The organism is Lactobacillus kullabergensis, from assembly GCF_003151025.1.
Classification (GTDB): domain Bacteria; phylum Bacillota; class Bacilli; order Lactobacillales; family Lactobacillaceae; genus Lactobacillus; species Lactobacillus kullabergensis.
On record NZ_CP029477.1, the window covers coordinates 291328 to 310921 of the forward strand.

Consider the following 19594-nt stretch of genomic DNA (forward strand, 5'->3'; position numbering starts at 1 on the left):
AGAGTTAATATGCTTTTAAAATATGAATCGATAAAGAGAATTCAGAAAGCTGGAGTTGTAGCAGTAGTTAGAGGGAATAATGAAGAAAATTCCTACCAAACTGCCAAAGCATGTATAAAAGGACATGTCACTGCTATCGAATTAGCATTTACTTCACCCAGTGCAGATATAACTATCAAAAGATTAACAGAAGAATACGGCAGTGACAAAGATGTGATTATTGGTGCAGGTACGGTGCTGGATCCAGCAACAGCAAGGCTGGCTATTATAGCGGGAGCTAAATTTGTAGTTAGTCCATCTTTTAATAAAGATACGGCCAAGCTTTGTAATTTATACCAGATTCCTTATATTCCAGGGTGTTTTACTTCGACTGAAATTCAAGATGCGCTAACGTATGGTGCCGATGTAATTAAAGTTTTCCCTGGTTCAGTTGCTGGCAAAACAATGATCAATGAAATTCATGGACCGTTTCCAAACGTAAATGTTATGCCAACAGGTGGTGTTTCATTAGAAAACATGAACGAATGGTTTGAAAAGGGAGCTTTCGTTATTGGAGTAGGCGGTAGTTTAGTCGGACCGGGTAAAAAGAATGATTACGAAGCTGTTACTGAAAATGCTAGAAAATTTAATGAGAAATATATCAATTTTAGAACAAATAGGAGCAAATCATGACTTTAATAATAAATACATTGGTTTATGAAAAAGAAATTCAAAGTGGTATTAGCCAACTGGATTTAGTGGATAGAATTGCTGATTTAGCTGCAGATGGAATTGAAATTAGACGTGAGTATTTCAAAGATGTAGATGCAGAAATCAAAGAGCTGGCACCAGCTGTTAGAGAAAAGGGTTTATTGCTAAACTATAGTGTGCCTGATAATATTTTTGATGAAAACGGTAATTTTAATCAGAATTTAAATAAGTATTATAAAGAAGCCCAAGAGCTTGGTGCACAGAAAATCAAGTTTAGTACCGGTAATTTCTATAAATACCATGGTGATTTAGCAGAAGATCTTTCAAATTTACCTTTAGCAACTATTCAAACAACTATTGAGAACGATCAAACTCCAATAAGTGGTAACCCAGATACAGTATTTGATTTTCTGACAGCCGTCAGAAAAGCCGGTTTCAATTCAATTTTTGCTACATTTGACTTAGGAAATCTTGCTTTTACAGGTTTTGATCCAAATTTAGCCGCAAAGAAGCTTGCACCTTTTGTAGCGTACATTCACTTGAAGAATCCTATGCTTAATGCAAAGGGCAAAATGCAAAACACTGAGTCATTAGACCTTGGGATGTTCAATTGGAAAGCAGTAGTAAGATACCTGCCTAAAGATGCACAATTTGCATTTGAATTTGCAATGCCAGATGATGAAGTTATTGGCAAGGAAATGGAAAAGTTTCATGACTATTTCAATGGTAAAAGATAACTTTTAAGAATTTTGGATATTAATTTAGCTGATTTCCTCACAAAAAACTTATACAGACTTTAAGCGCTTAAATAATCGTTAGTTAGAAACTTGAAAAAAACAAAAAAATTTAATTGGTAAATCGTCGTTTTAATGTGAAACAAGATTTACCCTTTTTATTTGGCTAATAAAAAAAGGTAAATTAGTTTTATATGCATCTTTACAGGTTTAAATAAAAAACCTAATAATCTTTATATTTTTAATGATGCTCAAAGAATAAAATTCTATGAGCATTTTTGTTGTTCAATTCTTTGCACCAACAGTGTTGAATTAATTTGGAGTTCTTTTTATAATACCGCTTTCATATAATTTAAATATAGAAAGGAGCAAGCAAAATGACTCTAATTTCTAGGCAAATTAACATTGCAACAAACTTATTAAATAACCCGCAGACTTATAAAGTTAAGGATTTATCTGCTAGATATAAAGTTTCAATTAGAACTTTAAGAAGTGATCTCAAAAAAATAGCAGAATGGATAAATAAGCAACCTGGTTGTAAGTATAATTCAAAGCCTGGTAAGGGAATATGGATAAGTTTTGCTAGTGATTTTGATCAAAAAAATGCAATTAACTCATTACAATCTTTTTCAAGCGAAGAAGTAATTTCGCAGTATTTAAGTCCAACTCAAAGAAAATGGAAAATTTTGACCAGTTTGATTTTTGCTGATGGATTTATAACCGGCAAAAAAATGACTAAAATGCTTGACGTTTCTGCAAATACTTTTTTAGCAGACATAAATAATGCCAAGTCAGAAGCTAAAAGATTCAATTTGCTTTTAGAAGGGAAAAATTATTATGGCTACTACTTAACTGGAGATGAAATTAATATTCGTGCGCTAATGGAATATATCTTGCAAAAGCAAATAGATAGATATTCATTTGGTGCCAACAATTTGATTGATTTGATTTCTAAAATAAGTACAAGTTCAGCTGGTAACACGAATTTACCTAAAAACATAAATAAGTTAATCAATTATGTTTCTTTAATATTATGTGACATTTTAAATCTAAAAAAGGCTTTTAATACTGGCATGGATTTGAGCATTGCTAAGTCAATGATTAATCGGTTAACGATAATTATTTTAGAAAATCATCGTCATCGATTTTTAAATCTTTCTGGTTATGGTAAAAGACTTAATCAGACTCAAAAGCATTATGCCCAGATCTACAAATTTGTAAGTGAAATTTTTGATATTAGACCAACAAAAGATGAAGAAAAGTACTTTATTTTTGGAGTAAAAGTGTTGGAAAAAGATGTGGAAACTAATAAGGCTGTCAAGGAGATTATTTCCTATGTTTCACAAAAAATGGTTTTGCCTTTGGAGAATGATTTACAGTTACAAGACTCATTAACTCAGCATTTGATAAGTGAATTGAATAGTAATTTTCAGCATTTTAATGACTATACTCCTTTTACAGCAGAGGTTAAAAGTCGGTTTGGCACTTTGTTTGAAACTGTTAAAGCTGCATTGGACAAATATATTTCTAAAAGCCCACTAATTAATAGTGATACTTTTGTGACTTTAGTTTCTCTTCATTTCTTGGTTTCAATTAGTGATTTGCAAAAAGTACCACAAGTCAGTGCACTTTATGTTTGTTCAACCGGTCTAGGAGCAACGAAACTTTTAAAAAAAGTAATTCAAAGCAGAATTCCGTACATTACAAGTGCCGGCTTTGCTTCAGCGATTAATTACCGCACAAAAATATATGAAACAAAGCCTGATCTCGTAATTAGTATTTTCCCTTTGAAAAAAATAGCGTCAACTAAAATCATACAGGTTAATCCGATCCCTAATGAGCAGGATATGTTGAAAGTTGAACGGGAAGTTTCTTTCTTACTCAAACAAAATGCTGTTAAAAATGACAATGATTTGAGGAATGTTATTAAGGAAGAACAAAGTATTAATAATGTAGAGAAAATACTTTCTTTAAGTATAGAAGCCTATATCAATGTCAGTGAATATTTAGGAGATCGCATCAGTAAAAAATATGAAAAAGCATTTATGATTCATGTGCAATTAGCAACGGAACGGATTTACTTTGATAAGCAGTATGATTCTAAACCAACTGATAAACAATTAAATAAATTTCCCAAAACTGACATTAGCCGACTGCGCACAATTTACTTAGATTTGGGCTTACACATTAATATTAATGAAATAATAGCAATTTTACGTTATACGTTGTTGAGATAAAGAAACGGTAATTTAGATGAAAGTAGAGTTATATAAAGAATTCCAAAAATATATTGCAAAAAGTAATTATAAAGATGAATTAAGGCGGGTAATGGTATATGTAGTTTCTTTAATACATCAAAATAAGCTGCATCCGAGCGACATAGAAACTCAAATTTTAGGTAATCATTTATCTGAAATGGTTAATAGAGCAAAGAATGGAAAAAAATTAGAAAAAGTAGATAAGAAAATTTTTGCTAAGGTTTCACAGCAATCGTTAGAAATGTCTCAGCAAGTTGTGGATTTTATTGATAATAACATCGGCAAAATAGCTGAATCAGAAAAGTATGTTTTGTCAATTCACTTTGAGAATATGAAGTTAGATTAAAGGAGAAATTAATATGTTGAAAATTGTAGTTGCTGACCGAATGGGAAAAGGAAGTAATGTTGCTAAAGGCATTGAAAAAGCGGGCGCCAAGGCTATTTTAATTCCTGGGATTGGTGCAGACATGAAATTAGGGGATGTAATGAATAAAGAAAAAGCTGATTTCGGTATTTCTTTTTGTGGTAGTGGTGGAGCTGGTGCTTTGATTGCCAATAATAAATACGGCTATCCAGAAAGACATGGCATGAGATCAATTACTCAAGGGGTTACTGCTATTAATGATGGTAAAAAAGTTCTGGGTTTTGGCTTTATGGATAAAGAAGAGTTAGGAGAAAAACTTGTTGAAGCAATCAATAAAAAGTATCCCAACAAGTTTTAGGTGTTCAGATGAAAAATGTAATTCAAGCAGAAGATAGAAACATTTTAGTGAAAGGAAAAGCAAAGAATAAGAAAGAGGCATTTGCCAATGCAATAAACCAAGTAGCAAGAAATTTAGGCGCAAAAGAAGATAATTTGATTTTTAAGATAGAACCAAAATCTTTTGAAGTGGAAGAACTTAAGGAAATAGATGAAAAAGAACATTTTTTATTTTTCTTTTTCCCAAGAATACGCAAGTCTTATGAGGTTCAACTTAGAGTTTTGGTTCATGTAGAGTACGTTTGCGTTAATGAAATAGATTGTCAGAAAGTAGCAACTACTGACAACCCACTTTTTAACAGAGCAACTAAAGGAGTATAAAAATGCATATTTTGATAATTTTAATTGAATCCTTAATTATTGGTACTCTTGTTGGTTTAGCGGTTGGAATAGGAGCAGCTAGAATGTTTAATGCTCCAACTGTCCAGGCTTTAGGAGCATTCAGAACATTAGGCGAAATGAATGCCAGTGAAGGAGATCCTGCATCACACTTTTCGTTTGGATTGGGTTTCTTCTTTAATGCCTGGGCTTCCACTGTGGCAGCAGGATCTTTTACACAGGATGTTACTCACAGGGTAATACCAAATTGGGCCGCTGCACTTTTAATGTTGAAAAACCACGATGAAAAAGAGATGCATGATGCCAAAAAAATGGGTATAGCCGGTGCAATAGTGGGAGCTTTAATTGTTGCTTTTCTTAACTTAACGAGTTCTGCTTTGCCACAATCCCTTCAAATTACAGCGGTAAAAGTTTTAGTTCCGGCTGCTACATTATTAATTAACACTGTTATGCCTGTTATCTTTTGGCTGGCAGCAATTGATGGCGGAAAAAGATCTGGAATTTTCGGAACAGTCTTTGGTGGCATTGCTCAGCTGATTATGGGCAATGCTGTTCCAGGAGTAGTTTTGGGAATTTTAGTCGGTAAAGGAGTGGATGAAAGTGGTTGGAATAAGATTACTAAAATTATTCTAATTACTACAATTGTCTTATTTATTTTGAGTGCATTTTTCAGAGGAATAGATCTGACACTGTTTAAGCAACTGAATATGGGAGTTCCTGCTTGGTTAAAACAAATTCACTCAGTTTTTGGTGGCTAAAACCTAGTTGAAAAGAGGCAAAGACATGGATAAAAGTGATGAAACTTTAGAAGAAAAAGAATTAGATTTAAAGAATACTAAAAGTTTTTGGTATGCCGATTGGAGTTTCCCAATTATTGTTGGCTTGATGTCGGCTGGGGTATTTGCTGGAACTTCAATGTATTTTAACTATGGTACTGGTGCATTTAATGAAGTTGCATTTGTTGCCATGTTGAAGGCAGGTATGACTGGTGGCTCGTATGGTGCTTGTGCAGCGTTTGGAGCTAGCTTTCTTTTTGCCAGAGTTTTAGAAGGATCGTTAGATGGAATCTTAGATTTAGGTGGCTCAATTTTAACTGGTGTTGGTTTAGGTATTCCTGCTATATTACTCAGCATGAACATTAAAGAACCAATTAAGAGCTTTCCGCTGGCTCTATTGACCGGTGCTATCATCGGAATTTTGATCGGTCTTGTTATTTATGCTATTAGACATTTTACTTTAAAACAATCTAACTCAACTTTTGGTGCTGATATTATGATGGGCGCAGGTAACGATACAGGCAGATTTTTAGGCCCATTAATCATAATTTCTGCCTGTCAAGCATCAATTCCTATTGGCTTAGGTGCAATTATTGGTGCGGTAATATTTTATGCTTGGAAGAAACCGATCACTGGTGGCGCAATTATTGGAGCTATGATTGCTGGTTTGTTCTTCCCTGTGAAAGTTTAGTTGAGGTAAAAGATGATAGATTTATATTTGAAAAATGGTAAAAGGGTTACAGACGGTTCTCCAATCGAAATTGGCGTTTTAGGTAAAAAAATTGTTGCTGTCGGTCATTGTCTGGATGGAATCGAAGCTGGTAAAGTAATTGATCTTCAAGGAAAGTATGTTTCGGCTGGATGGATTGATGATCATGTTCATTGTTACGAAAAATTGACCCTTTATTATGATGATCCTGATGAAGACGGTTATAAATCTGGTGTTACTACCGTAATTGATGCCGGTTCTACTGGAGCAGAGAACATTGGTGATTTTTATGATATAACCAGAAATAAAATTACCAATGTTTATGCAATGATTAACGTTGGTCAAACAGGAATACTGGCACAAAATGAGTTGGGCGACATTAATACTGTTCAAAAAGATCCTCTGATGGAATCTATTCAAAAATATCGTGATTTCATTGTCGGTATCAAAGTTAGAGAAAGTCATTCTGTAGTTATCGATAATGGTGTAGTGCCTTTGCAGAAAGCTAAAGCATTTCAAAAAAGCTTAGGTGGCAATTTCCCGATTATGGTACATGTTGGCGCAAACCCACCACAATTAAAAGATGTTTTAGACTTAATGGATGATAACGATATTTTGACCCATGGATATAACGGTAAACCAAATGGCATGCTTGATGAATCAGACAACATTCGTCAATTTGTCTGGGAAGCCTATCGCAGAGGTGTAACTTTTGATGTTGGACATGGTACAGACAGCTTTAACTTCCATACTTTTGATATTGCAAATGCTGCCGGTTTAATTCCATATTCTATTAGTACTGATATATATAACCGCAATCGTGTAAATGGTCCTGTGTATAACATGGCTACAACTTTGGACAAGTTTTTAATGTATGGCTATTCGCTTAGCGATGTGATTAGTAAGGTAACTGTAGCTCCGGCAGATAATTTTAACTTGATTAACAAAGGTCATTTGAAGCCGGGATATGACGCTGATCTGACTATTTTTGAATTAGAAGAAAATAAAGAGGTTACACTTACAGATTCAAATCATAATCAGCGTCAATTTAATGAACATATTTGTCCTAAAATGGTTGTCGTTATGGGTAAAGCTTATCAGATTGGAGAATAAAATGGATTATTATCAGAAATTGAACTTAAAGCATGTAATAAATGCCAGCGGTAAGATGACAATTTTGGGTGTTTCAAAAACAAGTAATGCAGGAATTGAAGCCCAAGAATTTGGCGACAAACATTTTTTTGAAATGTCAGATTTAGTCAAAAAAAGCGGGAAGTATGTGGCTGAATTAATAGGAGCTGAAGATGCAGTCATTGTGAACTCAGCGTCTGCCGGGATTGCTTTAGCAGTTGCAGGAGTTATTGGTCAGGGAAGTCAATATCATGTTTATCATCCGTATTCAACTAGGTTTAAAGCCAGGAATATTGTCATACCCAAAGGACAAAATGTAGATTATGGTGCTCCAGAAGAAGAAATGATTACTTTGGGTGGAGGCAATGTAGTTGAAGCTGGCTACGCTAATATGTGCTCACCAGAACATGTGGAAATGATGATTGATGAAGATACTGCAGCTATTTTCTATGTGAAAAGTCATCACGCAGTACAAAAGAGCATGCTTACAGTTAAACAGGCAGTTGAAATTGCTCATAAACATAACTTGCCTTTAATTTTAGATGCTGCAGCAGAAGAAGATCTAAAAAAATATCTGGCTTTAAACGTAGATATTATTCTTTTTAGTGGTGCAAAAGCAATTGAAGGTCCAGCTTCAGGCTTGGTATTTGGTAATAAAGCAAAATACATCGATTGGATTCGTATGCAAAGTTCAGGAATCGGTAGAGCGATGAAAATTGGTAAAGATAATCTTTTGGGTTTGGTAGGAGCAATTGAAGAATATGTCAGCGCAGGTCCAGAGGATGGCACACACATGCGTAAGCGACTCGCACCATTTTTACAAAATCTGAACACAATTCCTGGGCTTACAGTCAAAGAAGCACAAGATCAAGCAGGACGAGAAATCTATCGTGCCGATATTAAAATGAATGCTGATGCATCGAAGAGTGCATTTCAAGTAATTAAGGAATTAAAAAACAATGATCCTGCTATCTATACTCGAGAATATCGTGCTAATGAAGGAATAATTGAGTTTGATATCAGAGCACTCGATGCAGAAGAAATGAATTTAATAGTTGAAAGATTAAAGGAGATTATGAAATAAATGGAATTAGTACCAAATTATTATAAAGGAAGAGTAGCGTTAAATGTTTTAGCCGGAAGTGTTGACAATGCTAAGGAGATATATGAAGCTGCTGATGGTCATGTTGTTTGCGGCGTCTTAACTAAAAACTATCCTGATAATGACAGCTGTATTGCTGATTTGAAAAAGTATCAAAGTGCCGTCAATAATGCTATTTCAGTTGGATTAGGTGCAGGTGATCCTAATCAAAGTAAGATGGTTAGTGAAGTATCGCAAGTAATCCAACCGCAACATGTCAATCAAGTTTTTACAGGGGTTGGCTATTCTCGGGCCTTATTAGGACAAGACCAAACTATTATTAATGGTTTAGTTTCACCAACAGGTAAGGTTGGTTATGTCAATATTGCAACAGGTCCTCTAAGTTCTAAAGAAATGGCAACAGAAGTTCCTGTTACTACTGCTATTGCATTGCTGAAGGATATGGGTGGCAGTTCATTTAAGTTCTTTCCAATGAAAGGTTTAGCACACAAGGCGGAATACAAATATATTGCTAAAGCTTGTGCCGCAAATGATTTTAGCCTTGAGCCAACAGGTGGCATAGATTTGGAAAACTTTGAGGCTATTTTAGATATTGCTTTAGAAGCCGGAGTAACTAGAATATTGCCACATGTATACTCATCAATTATTGACAAAGATACCGGACTTACTAAGCCAGATGATGTAGCAAAATTGTTTGAAATTGTTAAAAGAAAACTTGCATAAAAGTAGGCACTAAGATGAAGCGAAAACTAGGAATATCGATATACCCAGATCATAGCGATTTCGCCAGTGATAAGGCCTATATCAAAAAAGCAAGTGAATTTGGATTTTCCAGAATTTTTATGAGTTTGCTTGAAATTACCGGCGAGAAGAAAGAAGTAATTGCTAAATATCAAAAGTTAACTAAGTTGGCAAAGGAACTTAATTATGAAGTGATTTTGGATGTTTCGCCAACAATATTTAACCTTTTGGGAATCTCATATGATGACCTTTCATTTTTTGTAGAACTTGGTGTAGATGGTTTACGTCTAGATGACGGATTTGATGGCAAAAAAGAGGCATTACTTAGTTATAATCCGCAAGGTTTAATCATTGAATTAAACATGAGTAATGATGTTGCTTATGTGGATAATATTCTGACTTATCAAGCTAATAAACCTTTTATTTATGGCTGTCACAATTTTTATCCTCAAAAAGGAACAGGTCTACCTTATGATTTCTTTGTGAAATGTAGTCAGCGTTTTAAAAGAAATAATCTCCATACAGCTGCTTTTATCAGTTCTCAATCAGGAAAAATTGGCCCCTGGAGCGTAAATGATGGTTTGCCAACTTTGGAAGAAGATCGTAATTTGCCTATTGAAGTGCAAGCTAAAAAATGTTTGCAACCGGACTCATTGACGATGTAATTATCGGTAATTCCTATGCTAGTGACGAAGAATTAAAAAAACTTAGTTTAATAGATCGCTATCAAGTGGAATTAAAAATTGATTTTGTTTCAGATATAAATAAGGTTGAACATGACATCGTTCTTAAAAATCAACATGTTAGACGAGGGGATATTAATGAACAGGTAATCAGGTCAACAGAAGTTAGAAAAAAGTATCATAGTTTTTCCAATTCGCCCCATGACAATGAAATTGAGTTTCAAAAAGGGGATGTAGTCATAGGCAATAATGGGTTTGGAAAGTATAAGAATGAGCTACAGATTGTATTAAAGCCACATAAAGATAATCGTAAAAATCTCGTTGGACATATCAATACCGATGAACTTTTACTATTACCATTTATTAAGTCTTGGTCAAAATTTAAGTTTGTCTGTTAAAAATTCTATAACTAAAAAATAAATATGAGGTGAAAATAAATGAATAATTTTGTCAATTTTTTGGAAGCAAAAATTCTGCCTGTAGCTAATAAAATGGGTCAGCAAAGACATATGACAGCTATTCGTAAAGGTATTATTGCTACCTTACCACTAACTATTGTTGGCTCTTTCTTTACCATTCTGAGTAATATGCCCATACCGGCAGTCGCTAATTTCTTAGCACCTTATCAGGCAATTCTAGATATTCCCTTTCGCTTTACGGTAGGAATTCTGTCATTGTATGCTACTTTTGGTATAGCTTCTGCTCTTGCTGAAAGTTATAAGATGGATACTTTGTCTAGTGGCATATTAGCTGTGCTTGCCTTTTTAGTGGCGACAGTGCAGCCGGTTAAAGTGAATGCAGATGTTAAAAACGTGATTACGGCAGGACGCTACATTAATATAGCCAATTTAAGTGCATCTTCGTTATTTGCAGCGATTGCAACAGCCTTGATTTCTGTCGAAATTTACCACTTTTTAGAAAAGAAAAACATTACAATTAAAATGCCCCAGGGTGTCCCACCTGAGGTTTCCAATTCTTTTGTAGCTCTTTTTCCAGCAGCGGTCATTTTAATATTATTTTGGGTTGTAAGAGATATATTTAATTTCAATATCGCTACTTTTATTTCTAATATTTTAATGCCGTTAAAAGGATTTTTAGTTGGCAACAGCTTGGCCGGTGGCCTGACTACTGTATTCTTTATATGTGGCTTCTGGACACTTGGTATTCATGGGGCAGCTATTATGGATCCAATTGTCAGACCATTTTGGGAAATGTCAATTGCTACCAATATGAATCAATTTCATGCTGGTGTAGCAGCAACTCACTTATCCACAATTTTTACTGAACAATTTTTACAGTGGTTTGTTTGGATTGGTGGAGCTGGTGGGACACTTGCCTTAGTAGTACTTTTTATGTTTTCTAAATCGAAGTACTTAAAAGATTTAGGTAAGTTATCTATTTTACCTGGTTTATTCAATATTAACGAGCCAATTATATTTGGTGCCCCAATTGTGTTAAATCCGATTCTTGGTATTCCATTTATTTTGGCTCCACTCGTAACAACTACCATTTCTTATTTTGCAACTACTTCTCACTTGGTACCAATGATGATGGTCAGATTACCATTTACTATTCCCGCACCAATTGCAGCAATCATGAGTACAAATTGGAGTTGGAATGCTTTGATACTGTCAGTGGTTAACTTTATTATCTACATCATCATCTACTATCCATTTTTCAAAGTGTTTGAAAAACAGCAATTGGAAAAAGAGAATGATGCTTTGCAAAGCTAATTAACTAAGGTTAAGTGAAATAATAATGATATATATAATTTTATTAGCTGTATATTTTATAGCTTGTCAGGTAGTAGTTTTTAAGGTTGATCGCGTCAGAAAATTCATTAACGAATATAGCGCAGGAAAGATAGTTTTATATGGCATAATTGCTATCGGCCTGGGGACAATTTTATGCATGACTTTAAAAGTAAGCTGGATATTAATTGCTTTAATTACTGTTTTTGAATGTTCAATTATTTCAGAAAAATATCGACTTGTTTTCAAAGACATGGAAAAGGGGAGAAAAATATAGAATAATAAAACTATACATTATATCAAAATAAATAATTTAAGGACTAATATCTAATGCTTTAGATAATTAGTCCTTTTTATTAAATTAATAATGTTACCTTATGTTAATAAAGTAGCGACATTTAAGGTTATAAATTACAGCTTCTTACAAAAATTTTGTCACAGACAGTTTTTTTCCCAACATTTCAATATAAATTGTTGGTTGTTTATCTTTTCTACATCAATATAATTAAAACAACTTAAATTGAAAGAAGAGAAATTCATGACTGGAAAAAAAGCTAATTTGATTTTTGGAACTCTTTTGACTGGAACAATTGTCACATCGTTTCTTCAAACTTCTTTAACAACGGCCTTGCCACAAATTATGCATGAGTTATCCTTGACCGCACTAACTGCCCAGTGGTTAACTAGTGCTTTTAGTTTAGCTATGGCAGTTATGATTCCAATATCAGCATATTTGATTAAACGCTTTACTACTAGGCAAATATTTTTATCGTCAATGCTATTATTTACATTCGGCACATTGCTTTGTTGTTGGGGAAGCAATTTTCTAATTATACTAATAGGTCGTATATTTCAAGCTTTGGGTAGCGGCATTATTTTACCATTAACTCAAGTAGTAATTATGATTCTTTATCCGGTTAATAAACAGGGAATGGTCATGGGAATATTGGGATTGGCATCAGGAGCAGCACCTGTGATAGCACCAACTTTAACAGGCTTCCTTATTGAAATATGGGGTTGGCGTAGTGTTTTCTTTATTTCAGCTGTTGCATCACTTTTTATTATAATTTTAGCAATCTTTAGCGTTGAAAATGTTTCACCAGTTGCAAAAAATCATCTAGATTACTTTTCTCTATTATTAAGTACTGGTGGCTTGAGCAGTATGTTGATAGGACTAAGCAATATTACTACTAGATTATTTACAAGCTTAATCTTGATGGTTATTGGAACAGTATTAATAATTATTTTTTGTAAAAGACAGTTACAAGATGATGAACCATTACTAAATCTAAGAATTTTTAAGAATTCAAAATTTCGTTTGGCTGTATTAATCAGTATGCTTCTTTATGCAATAATGATGGGTAGTTCAACTATTTACCCTATTTTAATTCAAACTGTAATGAAAAAATCAGCCCTTATTTCAGCATTTATAATGTTACCCGGATCGTTAACTATGGCTATAATTAATCCTTTTACAGGGATGTTTTATGACAGATTTGGAATAACTAAATTGGCAATTTCAGGAAGCTTGTTATTAGTAATTAGTTGCTTGGGAGTAACATTTATCAATTCTCCAAAAGAAATAATTTTGTTAGGAGCTCTTTATCTTCTCCGTTTATTAGGGGTTGGCTGTTTGATGATGCCAATTGTAACTTGGGGAATGCAAAGTTTGCCCAAAAATGAAGCAGCAAATGGTACAGCTCTTCTAACTTGTTTAAGAACATTAAGCGGTGCTATAGGAACTTCTTTATTTATGGAAGCTATGACTAGCGCAACCCACTTTATTGATACCAAGGTGACGGCAAATTATATAGGAATTCAATTCACATTCGGTATGATGACATTTTTGGCTTTAGTTCAATTATTGATAAGCGTATATAAAGTTAAAAAGCTTTAACAAATAGATTTTTATATGCCATAATCATTTCTATGAATAAAAAAAGAAATCGTACCGTATCACGTAAAAAAATTCAAAATGCCGTCGTTGAACTTTTAAAGAATAGTAATTTAGAAAATTTAAAAGTCACTAAAATTTGTCAAAAGGCACAAATTAACAGGTCAACTTTTTATGATAATTACACAGATATTTATGATATGGCAGACAAATTAAGAAAATATCTTGTTGATGAATACGCACTAACGCAAAATAATTCTAAAAAACCATGTTTTTCAAAATTATTACAACATGTTAAAGATAACCAAGATTTATATCGTTTATTTTTTAAACTAAATTTACAAGATGGTGTTGCTGAAAAGTTTATAGATAGTCATGAAGAAAAAGATCATTATGATGAAGTATTTTTTCGCAATGGTATAGTGGCTATAATTACAGAGTGGCTAAAAAATAATTGTTCTGAGTCAATAGATAACATTGTCAAAGTAATTGATGCTCATCAAAATTGTTTGAAGAATAAAAAAACAATCTGAATTTCAGATTGTTTTTCTGTTTTAAGCCAGTAAAATAGCATCGTCTTCAAGCCCCGAACCAACGTGCTTTTGGAATAGTTCCATTAGTTTAGGCACCGTCAAGTTTTGTTTATCTTCACCGGCCAAATCAATTGCCACACGACCTTGATGCAACATAATCAATCGATTACCGTATCGTATAGCATCTTCCATGTTGTGGGTAACCATAAAAGCCGTTAAATGCTGTTCAGATATTAACTTTTCAGTTAATTGCATGACTGTAATCGAGGTTTGCGGATCAAGAGCAGCAGTATGTTCATCCAGTAAAATCAAGTCTGGTCTCTGCAAAGTCGCCATTAGAAGCGTAATGGCTTGTCTTTGACCACCGGAAAGAAGTCCAATTTCAGTTTCCAAACGGTTTTCCAAATTTAAGTTAAGTTGTGCCAGCTGCTTTTTGAAAAATTTTCTATCCTGTTTTTTAACGCCGGGACGAAAACCGCGTCGTTGGCCTCGTTTCATCGCTAAAGCCAAATTTTCTTCAACTGTTAATCTGACCGCTGTTCCCATTTTAGGATCTTGAAATACGCGACTAATATTTTTTGCTCGTTTAGTAACAGGCATTTTTGTAATATCGGTACCTTTTAAAATAATCTGACCCTCTTGAATAGGCAACGTACCAGCAATACTATTGAGCAGGGTAGACTTACCGGCTCCGTTACTACCAATGATAGTCACAAAATCGCCGGCTTCTAAACTAAGGTCAATTCCACGTAAAACACGGTTTTCATTAACAGTTCCTTGTTCAAAAGTTTGATGTAAATTTTTAATCTTTAGTACTTCTGGCATTTGGTTTTCCTCCTTTAAGATTGCGTGGTAAGTGGAAATTCGGCAAAGTTAAGCACACAACTAAGACTAAAGCTGAGGTTAATTTAGCATCAGACGGTTCGACATTCATCTGGAATACCAAAGCTAAAATCAGTCTGTAAATGATGGCACCTACTACTAAAGTAAGTAAACGACCACCAATTGGCAAATTCCTGATAAGTACTTCTGCAATAATAATTGAAGCTAATCCAATAACCAGAGTACCAACACCAGAGTTAAGATCGGCAAAGCCGTTATTTTGTGCTAAAAGTCCACCTGACAGGGCAATGCATCCGTTAGAAATCATATAGCCTAAAATTTTCATTCCTTGAGTTTTGATACCATTTGCGGCACTCATTTGAGGATTGTCGCCCGTAGCTCTCATAGCTAGGCCAATTTCAGTTTTGAAAAAAACAACTAATAATAGTATAACCAAAAGTGCAATTATCAATCCCATCGCAATTACTGCATTGTTACGACTTAATCCCCAATTTTGCGCAATTGTAAAAACTGTATCTTTGCCCAACAATGAAACATTAGCAGCGTTTTGCATTACTCTGGAAGTAATGGAGTACAGTCCAGTCATTGTAATAATTCCTGCTAGTAAGGAAGGAATACGCAATTTGGTGTTCAAAATACCAGTAACTAAGCCAGCAATCAAACCGCCAACAAATGCGGCAATTGTTGCTAAAACAGGATTAATTCCCTTAATAATACACATCGTTGCAACGGCTCCCCCTAACGGAAAGCTGCCTTCAGCTGTCATGTCGGCTAGATCTAATATCCGAAAAGTTAAGTAAACACCGATTGCCATTAATGACCAAAGTAATCCTTGAGAAGTAGATGAAAGTAATAACTCCCAAAATGTATTCAACATAACTATTGATTCACGCTGCCTTTCTTTAATTTACTTAGGTGCTTTAATTGAAGCAGGATCAATTCCAAGTGCCTTTGCCATTTTCTTGTTAACCACCAATTTCAAATCAGTTGCCCTTTCAACAGGCATATCTTTAGGTTTAGCTTTACCGTCTAAAATTTTAGCAGCCATTTTACCGGTTTGTTTACCAAGCGCCTCATAATCTATTCCAATTGAAGCCAAGCCACCAGTTTTAACCTGGTCAGTTGAACCGGCTACCAGTGGGATTTTCTTTTCCTTAACAACTTTACCAATAATTGAAGAAGCAGAAGCAAATGTGTTGTCTGTTGGTACGTAAATTCCTTGTACTTTTCCGGCTAAAGTTTCAGTTACTTGCTGGACATCATTAGTAGTATTGGCCGTCTTAATTAAAACTTTAACGCCGGCTTTTTTAAGTGCTTTGACAGCTAGATCCGCTTGAATTTTAGAATTGGCCTCACCGGCATTGTACATGATGCCAATTGTTTTAGCTTTAGGCACTATTGATAATAACAATTTTATTTGTTTATCAATTGAAACCATGTCAGTAGTTCCAGTAACATTTCTGCCAGGTTTTGCATCTGAATTTACTAATTTAGCAGCTTTTAGATCAGTCACTGCAGTTACTACAATAGGAATATCTTGGGTTGCATTAGCTACGCTTTGCGCTGCTGGTGTGGCAATTCCTAAAATTAAATCTGATTTTTCATTGACTAGTTTTTCACTCATACTTTTCAGATTGTCTTGGCTATTTTGGGCATTTTGATAATCAATTTTTAGATTCTTGCCTTCAACGTAGCCATTCTCTTTCAAGCCTTCTTTGAAACCTTTGTTAGCCTCATCTAATGAGGGATGCTGTACTACTTGCAATATACCCACATGCTTGACAGTTGCTGTACTTCCTGATTTCTTGTTGCTGCAGCCACTAAGCAGCAACAGACTAGTTAAAGCCATTCCCATAATAATTTTCTTGATTCGCATTTTCGTTCCTCCGTAATACTGCTGACCGTAAAAAAATATCCACTTATTTCTAAGTGGATATACAAGAATTATTAGTAATAATCATTTGTGATTAGCCACTTAGAAAGTTATGTGGCTAACCGCAATTAAAGGACTTTAGCCATCATAGATAAATTCAAAACTTGAGTCTGGTTTGAATTCATCTAGATGAACCCAAACCTTATCTAAAATAGCTAAAGTAATAACGGTTATTCAGTTGTGAGACTCGTATTAAATTATATTTCATAAAACTTTACCTCCAACCTTAATGAGAAGATTATAAAAAATAAAGAAGAAAAAGTCAAGAAATAATAAATTTAGCTTGTAAAAATAATAATAATTATGATCACTTAAAGCAAAGGCTAAATAAAAAGGTCACCCATTTGAAATAAGCAACAAAGCTTTTCACTTTTGCTTTTTATTTCACTGTTCAGTGGCCTTTTTATATCAACTTAAAATTATTTGGGTGCTTTAATTGATTTAGGATCAATTCCCAGTGCTTTAGCCATACTCTTGTTAACAACTAATTTCATATCATGTGCTCTTTCAACCGGCATGTTAGCTGGCTTTGCTTTTCCAGATAAGATTTTAGCAGCCATTTTGCCAGTTTGTTCTCCTAATAATTCGTAATCAATTCCGATTGAGGCCAAACCACCTGTTCTAACTTGATCGACGGAACTTGCTACCAGGGGAACTTTCTTTTCTTTGACTACTTTTCCAACTACAGAAGCAGCTGAATCGAAAGTATTGTCAGTAGGAACGAATATACCGTCAACTTTAGAGGCAAGCGTTTCAGTTACTTGCTGGACATCATTAGTTGTGTTTGCAGTTTTAATCAAAACTTTCACTCCTGCTTTTTTCAGTGCCGCCGTAGCTAAATCGGCCTGTATTTTAGAGTTTGATTCACCGGCATTGTACATAATGCCCACAGTTTTTGCCTTGGGTACGATTGATAGCAATAATTTAATTTGTCTTTTAATAGAAACCATGTCTGTTGTTCCCGTAATGTTTCTGCCAGGTTTAGCATCTGAATCAACTAACTTGGCTGCTTTTAAGTCAGTTACAGCAGTAACAACAGTTGGTATTTTTTGGGTCGCATTGGCAACGCTCTGTGCTGCCGGAGTGGCAATGCCCAAAATCAAATCAGATTTTTCATTAACCAATTTTTCACTCATACTTTTCAGATTGTCTTGATTGTTTTGCGCATTCTGGTAGTCAATTTTAAGATTTTTACCTTCAACAAAACCACTTTCTTTTAGTCCCTTTTTAAAACCTTTGTATGCCTTATCTAAAGAAGGGTGCTGCACTACTTGTAAAACACCAACATGTTTAACCTCGGGCGCCTTGCTGGCTTTTTTGCTGCTGCACCCTCCCAATGCCATTAATCCGACAATACTAATTCCTGTGATCAATTTCTTAAAACGCATTTTCTGCCTCCATAAAAATACCCACTTACTTCTAAGTGGGTGCACAAAAATTAAATTGCCAAAAACGATTGGATGTGGTCAGCCACTTAGAAAGCTATGTGGCTAACCAAACTAAAAGAGCCTTAGCCATCATAGATAAATTCAAACTTGTGTTTGGTTTGAATTCACCTAGATGAACCCAAACTCCTATCTATAGTAGCTAAGATAATAACGATTATTTAGTTGATTTTCTTTTTGACTAAATTGAGTCATTATCCTTACCTCCAACTTCAATAACCGAATTATAAAAAAATAAGAAATTAAAGTCAAGACTTAATTTTATTGTTAGTGCTAATTAAGTGGGGTGAGAAAAAGTGTGTTAATCAACAATTCGCTCAATTTTAATAGTTTTGATAACTTCCAGAACTTTGCTGAGCTGAACAAAACCAGTTTTGGTTTCCATTGCGTTAGCAGTTCCAGATGCAATCGCCCACTTGATGGCTTCTTTAAAATCATAGTTTTTGCCTAAGGCATATAAAAGGCCACCAACAAGTGAATCTCCTGATCCTTCGGTATTAACTACTTTTACTGGTTTTAATTTAATACTGTAAAAATCATGTTCATGCTTGAAAAGCGCCCCCTTTTCTCCTAAAGAAACAATTATGTTTGGAATTTTTTTCAGTTTACTTTTTAATATCTCTTCTTTGATTAAGCTGTAATCCTTAGTAACAGGAAAAGATAATAACTCTGCTACTTCTGTTTCATTAGGTTTTATGAAGTCTGGTAAATAGTGACTGTTTAATACCTCAGCTAAGGCCTCTCCGGAAGTATCTAGCACAATTTTAATGTCTGGGTTAAGGTCATGAACTTTGGCAATTATTTGGGGATAAAAATTATGAATCTCACTAGGAGGAAGGCTACCATTTAGAGAAATTGCCGCAACTTTATTTTTAGTAATTAATTGTTTGATAGTTTCTTGCAACTGGTTGAAATATTCGAGTGGAATATGATCTCCGTATTCATTTATTTCCGTTTTTTCACCGTCATTTTGAATTATAGTGTAGCAATTTCTTGTGTTACCGTTAGTTTCAATAAAGTTACATTTATACTGGTCATTTTTAGCTTGTTCTAAAATATATTTACCATTTGAACCGGCTAAAAATCCTGTAGCTACAGTTTTGGCTCCAAGGTTGGCAGAGACTCTTGCAGCATTAATGCCTTTGCCTCCAACCATTTTTTTGATCAGTTGAACTCTATTTAATTGTCCTACTTCCAATTGTTTTAATTCGTATAAACGATCTACTGAGGGATTAACTGTAACTGTAATTTCCATTTTTATTCCTAATCTAT

At 34.3% G+C, this 19594-nt stretch carries 20 protein-coding genes and 1 pseudogene; 16 read left to right on the forward strand and 5 right to left on the reverse strand.

The window, feature by feature from the left end; translation table 11 throughout:
* Positions 1–9: 9 nt before the first annotated feature.
* From DKL58_RS01410 to DKL58_RS01485, 16 genes and pseudogenes are all read left to right on the forward strand, one after another.
* Positions 10–672 (forward strand): bifunctional 2-keto-4-hydroxyglutarate aldolase/2-keto-3-deoxy-6-phosphogluconate aldolase, encoded by a 663-nt coding sequence (locus DKL58_RS01410; RefSeq protein WP_109585827.1) that lies wholly within the window; start codon positions 10–12, stop codon positions 670–672.
* A complete protein-coding gene (locus tag DKL58_RS01415) occupies positions 669–1427 on the forward strand; it encodes a sugar phosphate isomerase/epimerase family protein (RefSeq protein ID WP_109585828.1) in 759 nt (252 codons plus the stop codon). Before DKL58_RS01410 ends, DKL58_RS01415 begins: the two co-directional genes overlap by 4 nt.
* Positions 1428–1801: 374 nt before the next feature.
* The gene (locus DKL58_RS01420; protein WP_109585829.1) at positions 1802–3661 is read left to right on the forward strand and encodes a BglG family transcription antiterminator; all 1860 of its coding nucleotides are present in this window, start codon (positions 1802–1804) and stop codon (positions 3659–3661) included.
* A gap of 16 nt (positions 3662–3677) precedes the next feature.
* Positions 3678–4028: a PRD domain-containing protein gene (locus DKL58_RS01425; protein WP_045927516.1), complete on the forward strand. Its 351-nt coding sequence runs from the start codon at positions 3678–3680 to the stop codon at positions 4026–4028.
* A gap of 13 nt (positions 4029–4041) precedes the next feature.
* Complete coding sequence (locus DKL58_RS01430) at positions 4042–4404, forward strand: SFCGS family glycine-rich protein (protein WP_045927517.1); 363 nt, start codon at positions 4042–4044, stop codon at positions 4402–4404.
* 8 nt (positions 4405–4412) lie between these two features.
* Positions 4413–4763, forward strand: coding sequence for a DUF4312 family protein (locus DKL58_RS01435; protein ID WP_109585830.1), 351 nt, complete (start codon positions 4413–4415; stop codon positions 4761–4763).
* Positions 4764–4765: 2 nt separating this feature from the next.
* A complete protein-coding gene (locus DKL58_RS01440) occupies positions 4766–5539 on the forward strand; it encodes a DUF4311 domain-containing protein (protein ID WP_109585831.1) in 774 nt (257 codons plus the stop codon).
* A gap of 25 nt (positions 5540–5564) precedes the next feature.
* Positions 5565–6248, forward strand: coding sequence for a DUF4310 family protein (locus DKL58_RS01445; protein ID WP_045927520.1), 684 nt, complete (start codon positions 5565–5567; stop codon positions 6246–6248).
* 12 nt (positions 6249–6260) lie between these two features.
* Positions 6261–7379 carry an amidohydrolase/deacetylase family metallohydrolase gene (locus DKL58_RS01450; RefSeq protein WP_109585832.1) on the forward strand — a complete coding sequence of 373 codons (1119 nt, stop codon included), beginning with the start codon at positions 6261–6263 and terminating at the stop codon, positions 7377–7379.
* A 1-nt stretch (position 7380) separates the two neighbouring features.
* On the forward strand, positions 7381–8481 hold the full coding sequence (locus tag DKL58_RS01455; protein WP_109585833.1) for a DgaE family pyridoxal phosphate-dependent ammonia lyase: 1101 nt from the start codon (positions 7381–7383) through the stop codon (positions 8479–8481).
* Positions 8482–9222: a 2-dehydro-3-deoxy-phosphogluconate aldolase gene (gene dagF, locus DKL58_RS01460; RefSeq protein ID WP_109585834.1), complete on the forward strand. Its 741-nt coding sequence runs from the start codon at positions 8482–8484 to the stop codon at positions 9220–9222.
* 14 nt (positions 9223–9236) lie between these two features.
* Positions 9237–10321, forward strand: a pseudogene (locus tag DKL58_RS01465) (DUF871 domain-containing protein).
* A gap of 39 nt (positions 10322–10360) precedes the next feature.
* Positions 10361–11656: a PTS sugar transporter subunit IIC gene (locus DKL58_RS01470; protein ID WP_109585835.1), complete on the forward strand. Its 1296-nt coding sequence runs from the start codon at positions 10361–10363 to the stop codon at positions 11654–11656.
* 25 nt (positions 11657–11681) lie between these two features.
* On the forward strand, positions 11682–11951 hold the full coding sequence (locus DKL58_RS01475; RefSeq protein ID WP_045927526.1) for a hypothetical protein: 270 nt from the start codon (positions 11682–11684) through the stop codon (positions 11949–11951).
* A gap of 261 nt (positions 11952–12212) precedes the next feature.
* Positions 12213–13571, forward strand: a complete 1359-nt coding sequence (locus DKL58_RS01480; RefSeq protein WP_109585836.1) for a DHA2 family efflux MFS transporter permease subunit — start codon at positions 12213–12215, stop codon at positions 13569–13571.
* Between the two features lie 32 nt (positions 13572–13603).
* Positions 13604–14101, forward strand: coding sequence for a TetR/AcrR family transcriptional regulator (locus DKL58_RS01485; RefSeq protein WP_109585837.1), 498 nt, complete (start codon positions 13604–13606; stop codon positions 14099–14101).
* 21 nt (positions 14102–14122) lie between these two features.
* Here DKL58_RS01485 and DKL58_RS01490 read toward each other — a convergent pair whose 3' ends face one another.
* The 5 genes from DKL58_RS01490 to DKL58_RS01510 form a co-directional block, all read right to left on the reverse strand.
* Positions 14123–14926, reverse strand: a complete 804-nt coding sequence (locus DKL58_RS01490; protein ID WP_109585838.1) for an ABC transporter ATP-binding protein — start codon at positions 14924–14926, stop codon at positions 14123–14125.
* Positions 14904–15818, reverse strand: coding sequence for an ABC transporter permease (locus DKL58_RS01495; protein ID WP_420812275.1), 915 nt, complete (start codon positions 15816–15818; stop codon positions 14904–14906). The genes DKL58_RS01490 and DKL58_RS01495 overlap by 23 nt, the downstream gene beginning before the upstream one ends.
* Positions 15819–15851: 33 nt before the next feature.
* The gene (locus DKL58_RS01500; protein WP_046331591.1) at positions 15852–16820 is read right to left on the reverse strand and encodes an ABC transporter substrate-binding protein; all 969 of its coding nucleotides are present in this window, start codon (positions 16818–16820) and stop codon (positions 15852–15854) included.
* Positions 16821–17296: 476 nt separating this feature from the next.
* Complete coding sequence (locus tag DKL58_RS01505) at positions 17297–18220, reverse strand: ABC transporter substrate binding protein (RefSeq protein WP_373307169.1); 924 nt, start codon at positions 18218–18220, stop codon at positions 17297–17299.
* A 403-nt stretch (positions 18221–18623) separates the two neighbouring features.
* Complete coding sequence (locus DKL58_RS01510) at positions 18624–19577, reverse strand: 1-phosphofructokinase family hexose kinase (protein ID WP_109585841.1); 954 nt, start codon at positions 19575–19577, stop codon at positions 18624–18626.
* Positions 19578–19594 lie beyond the last annotated feature (17 nt).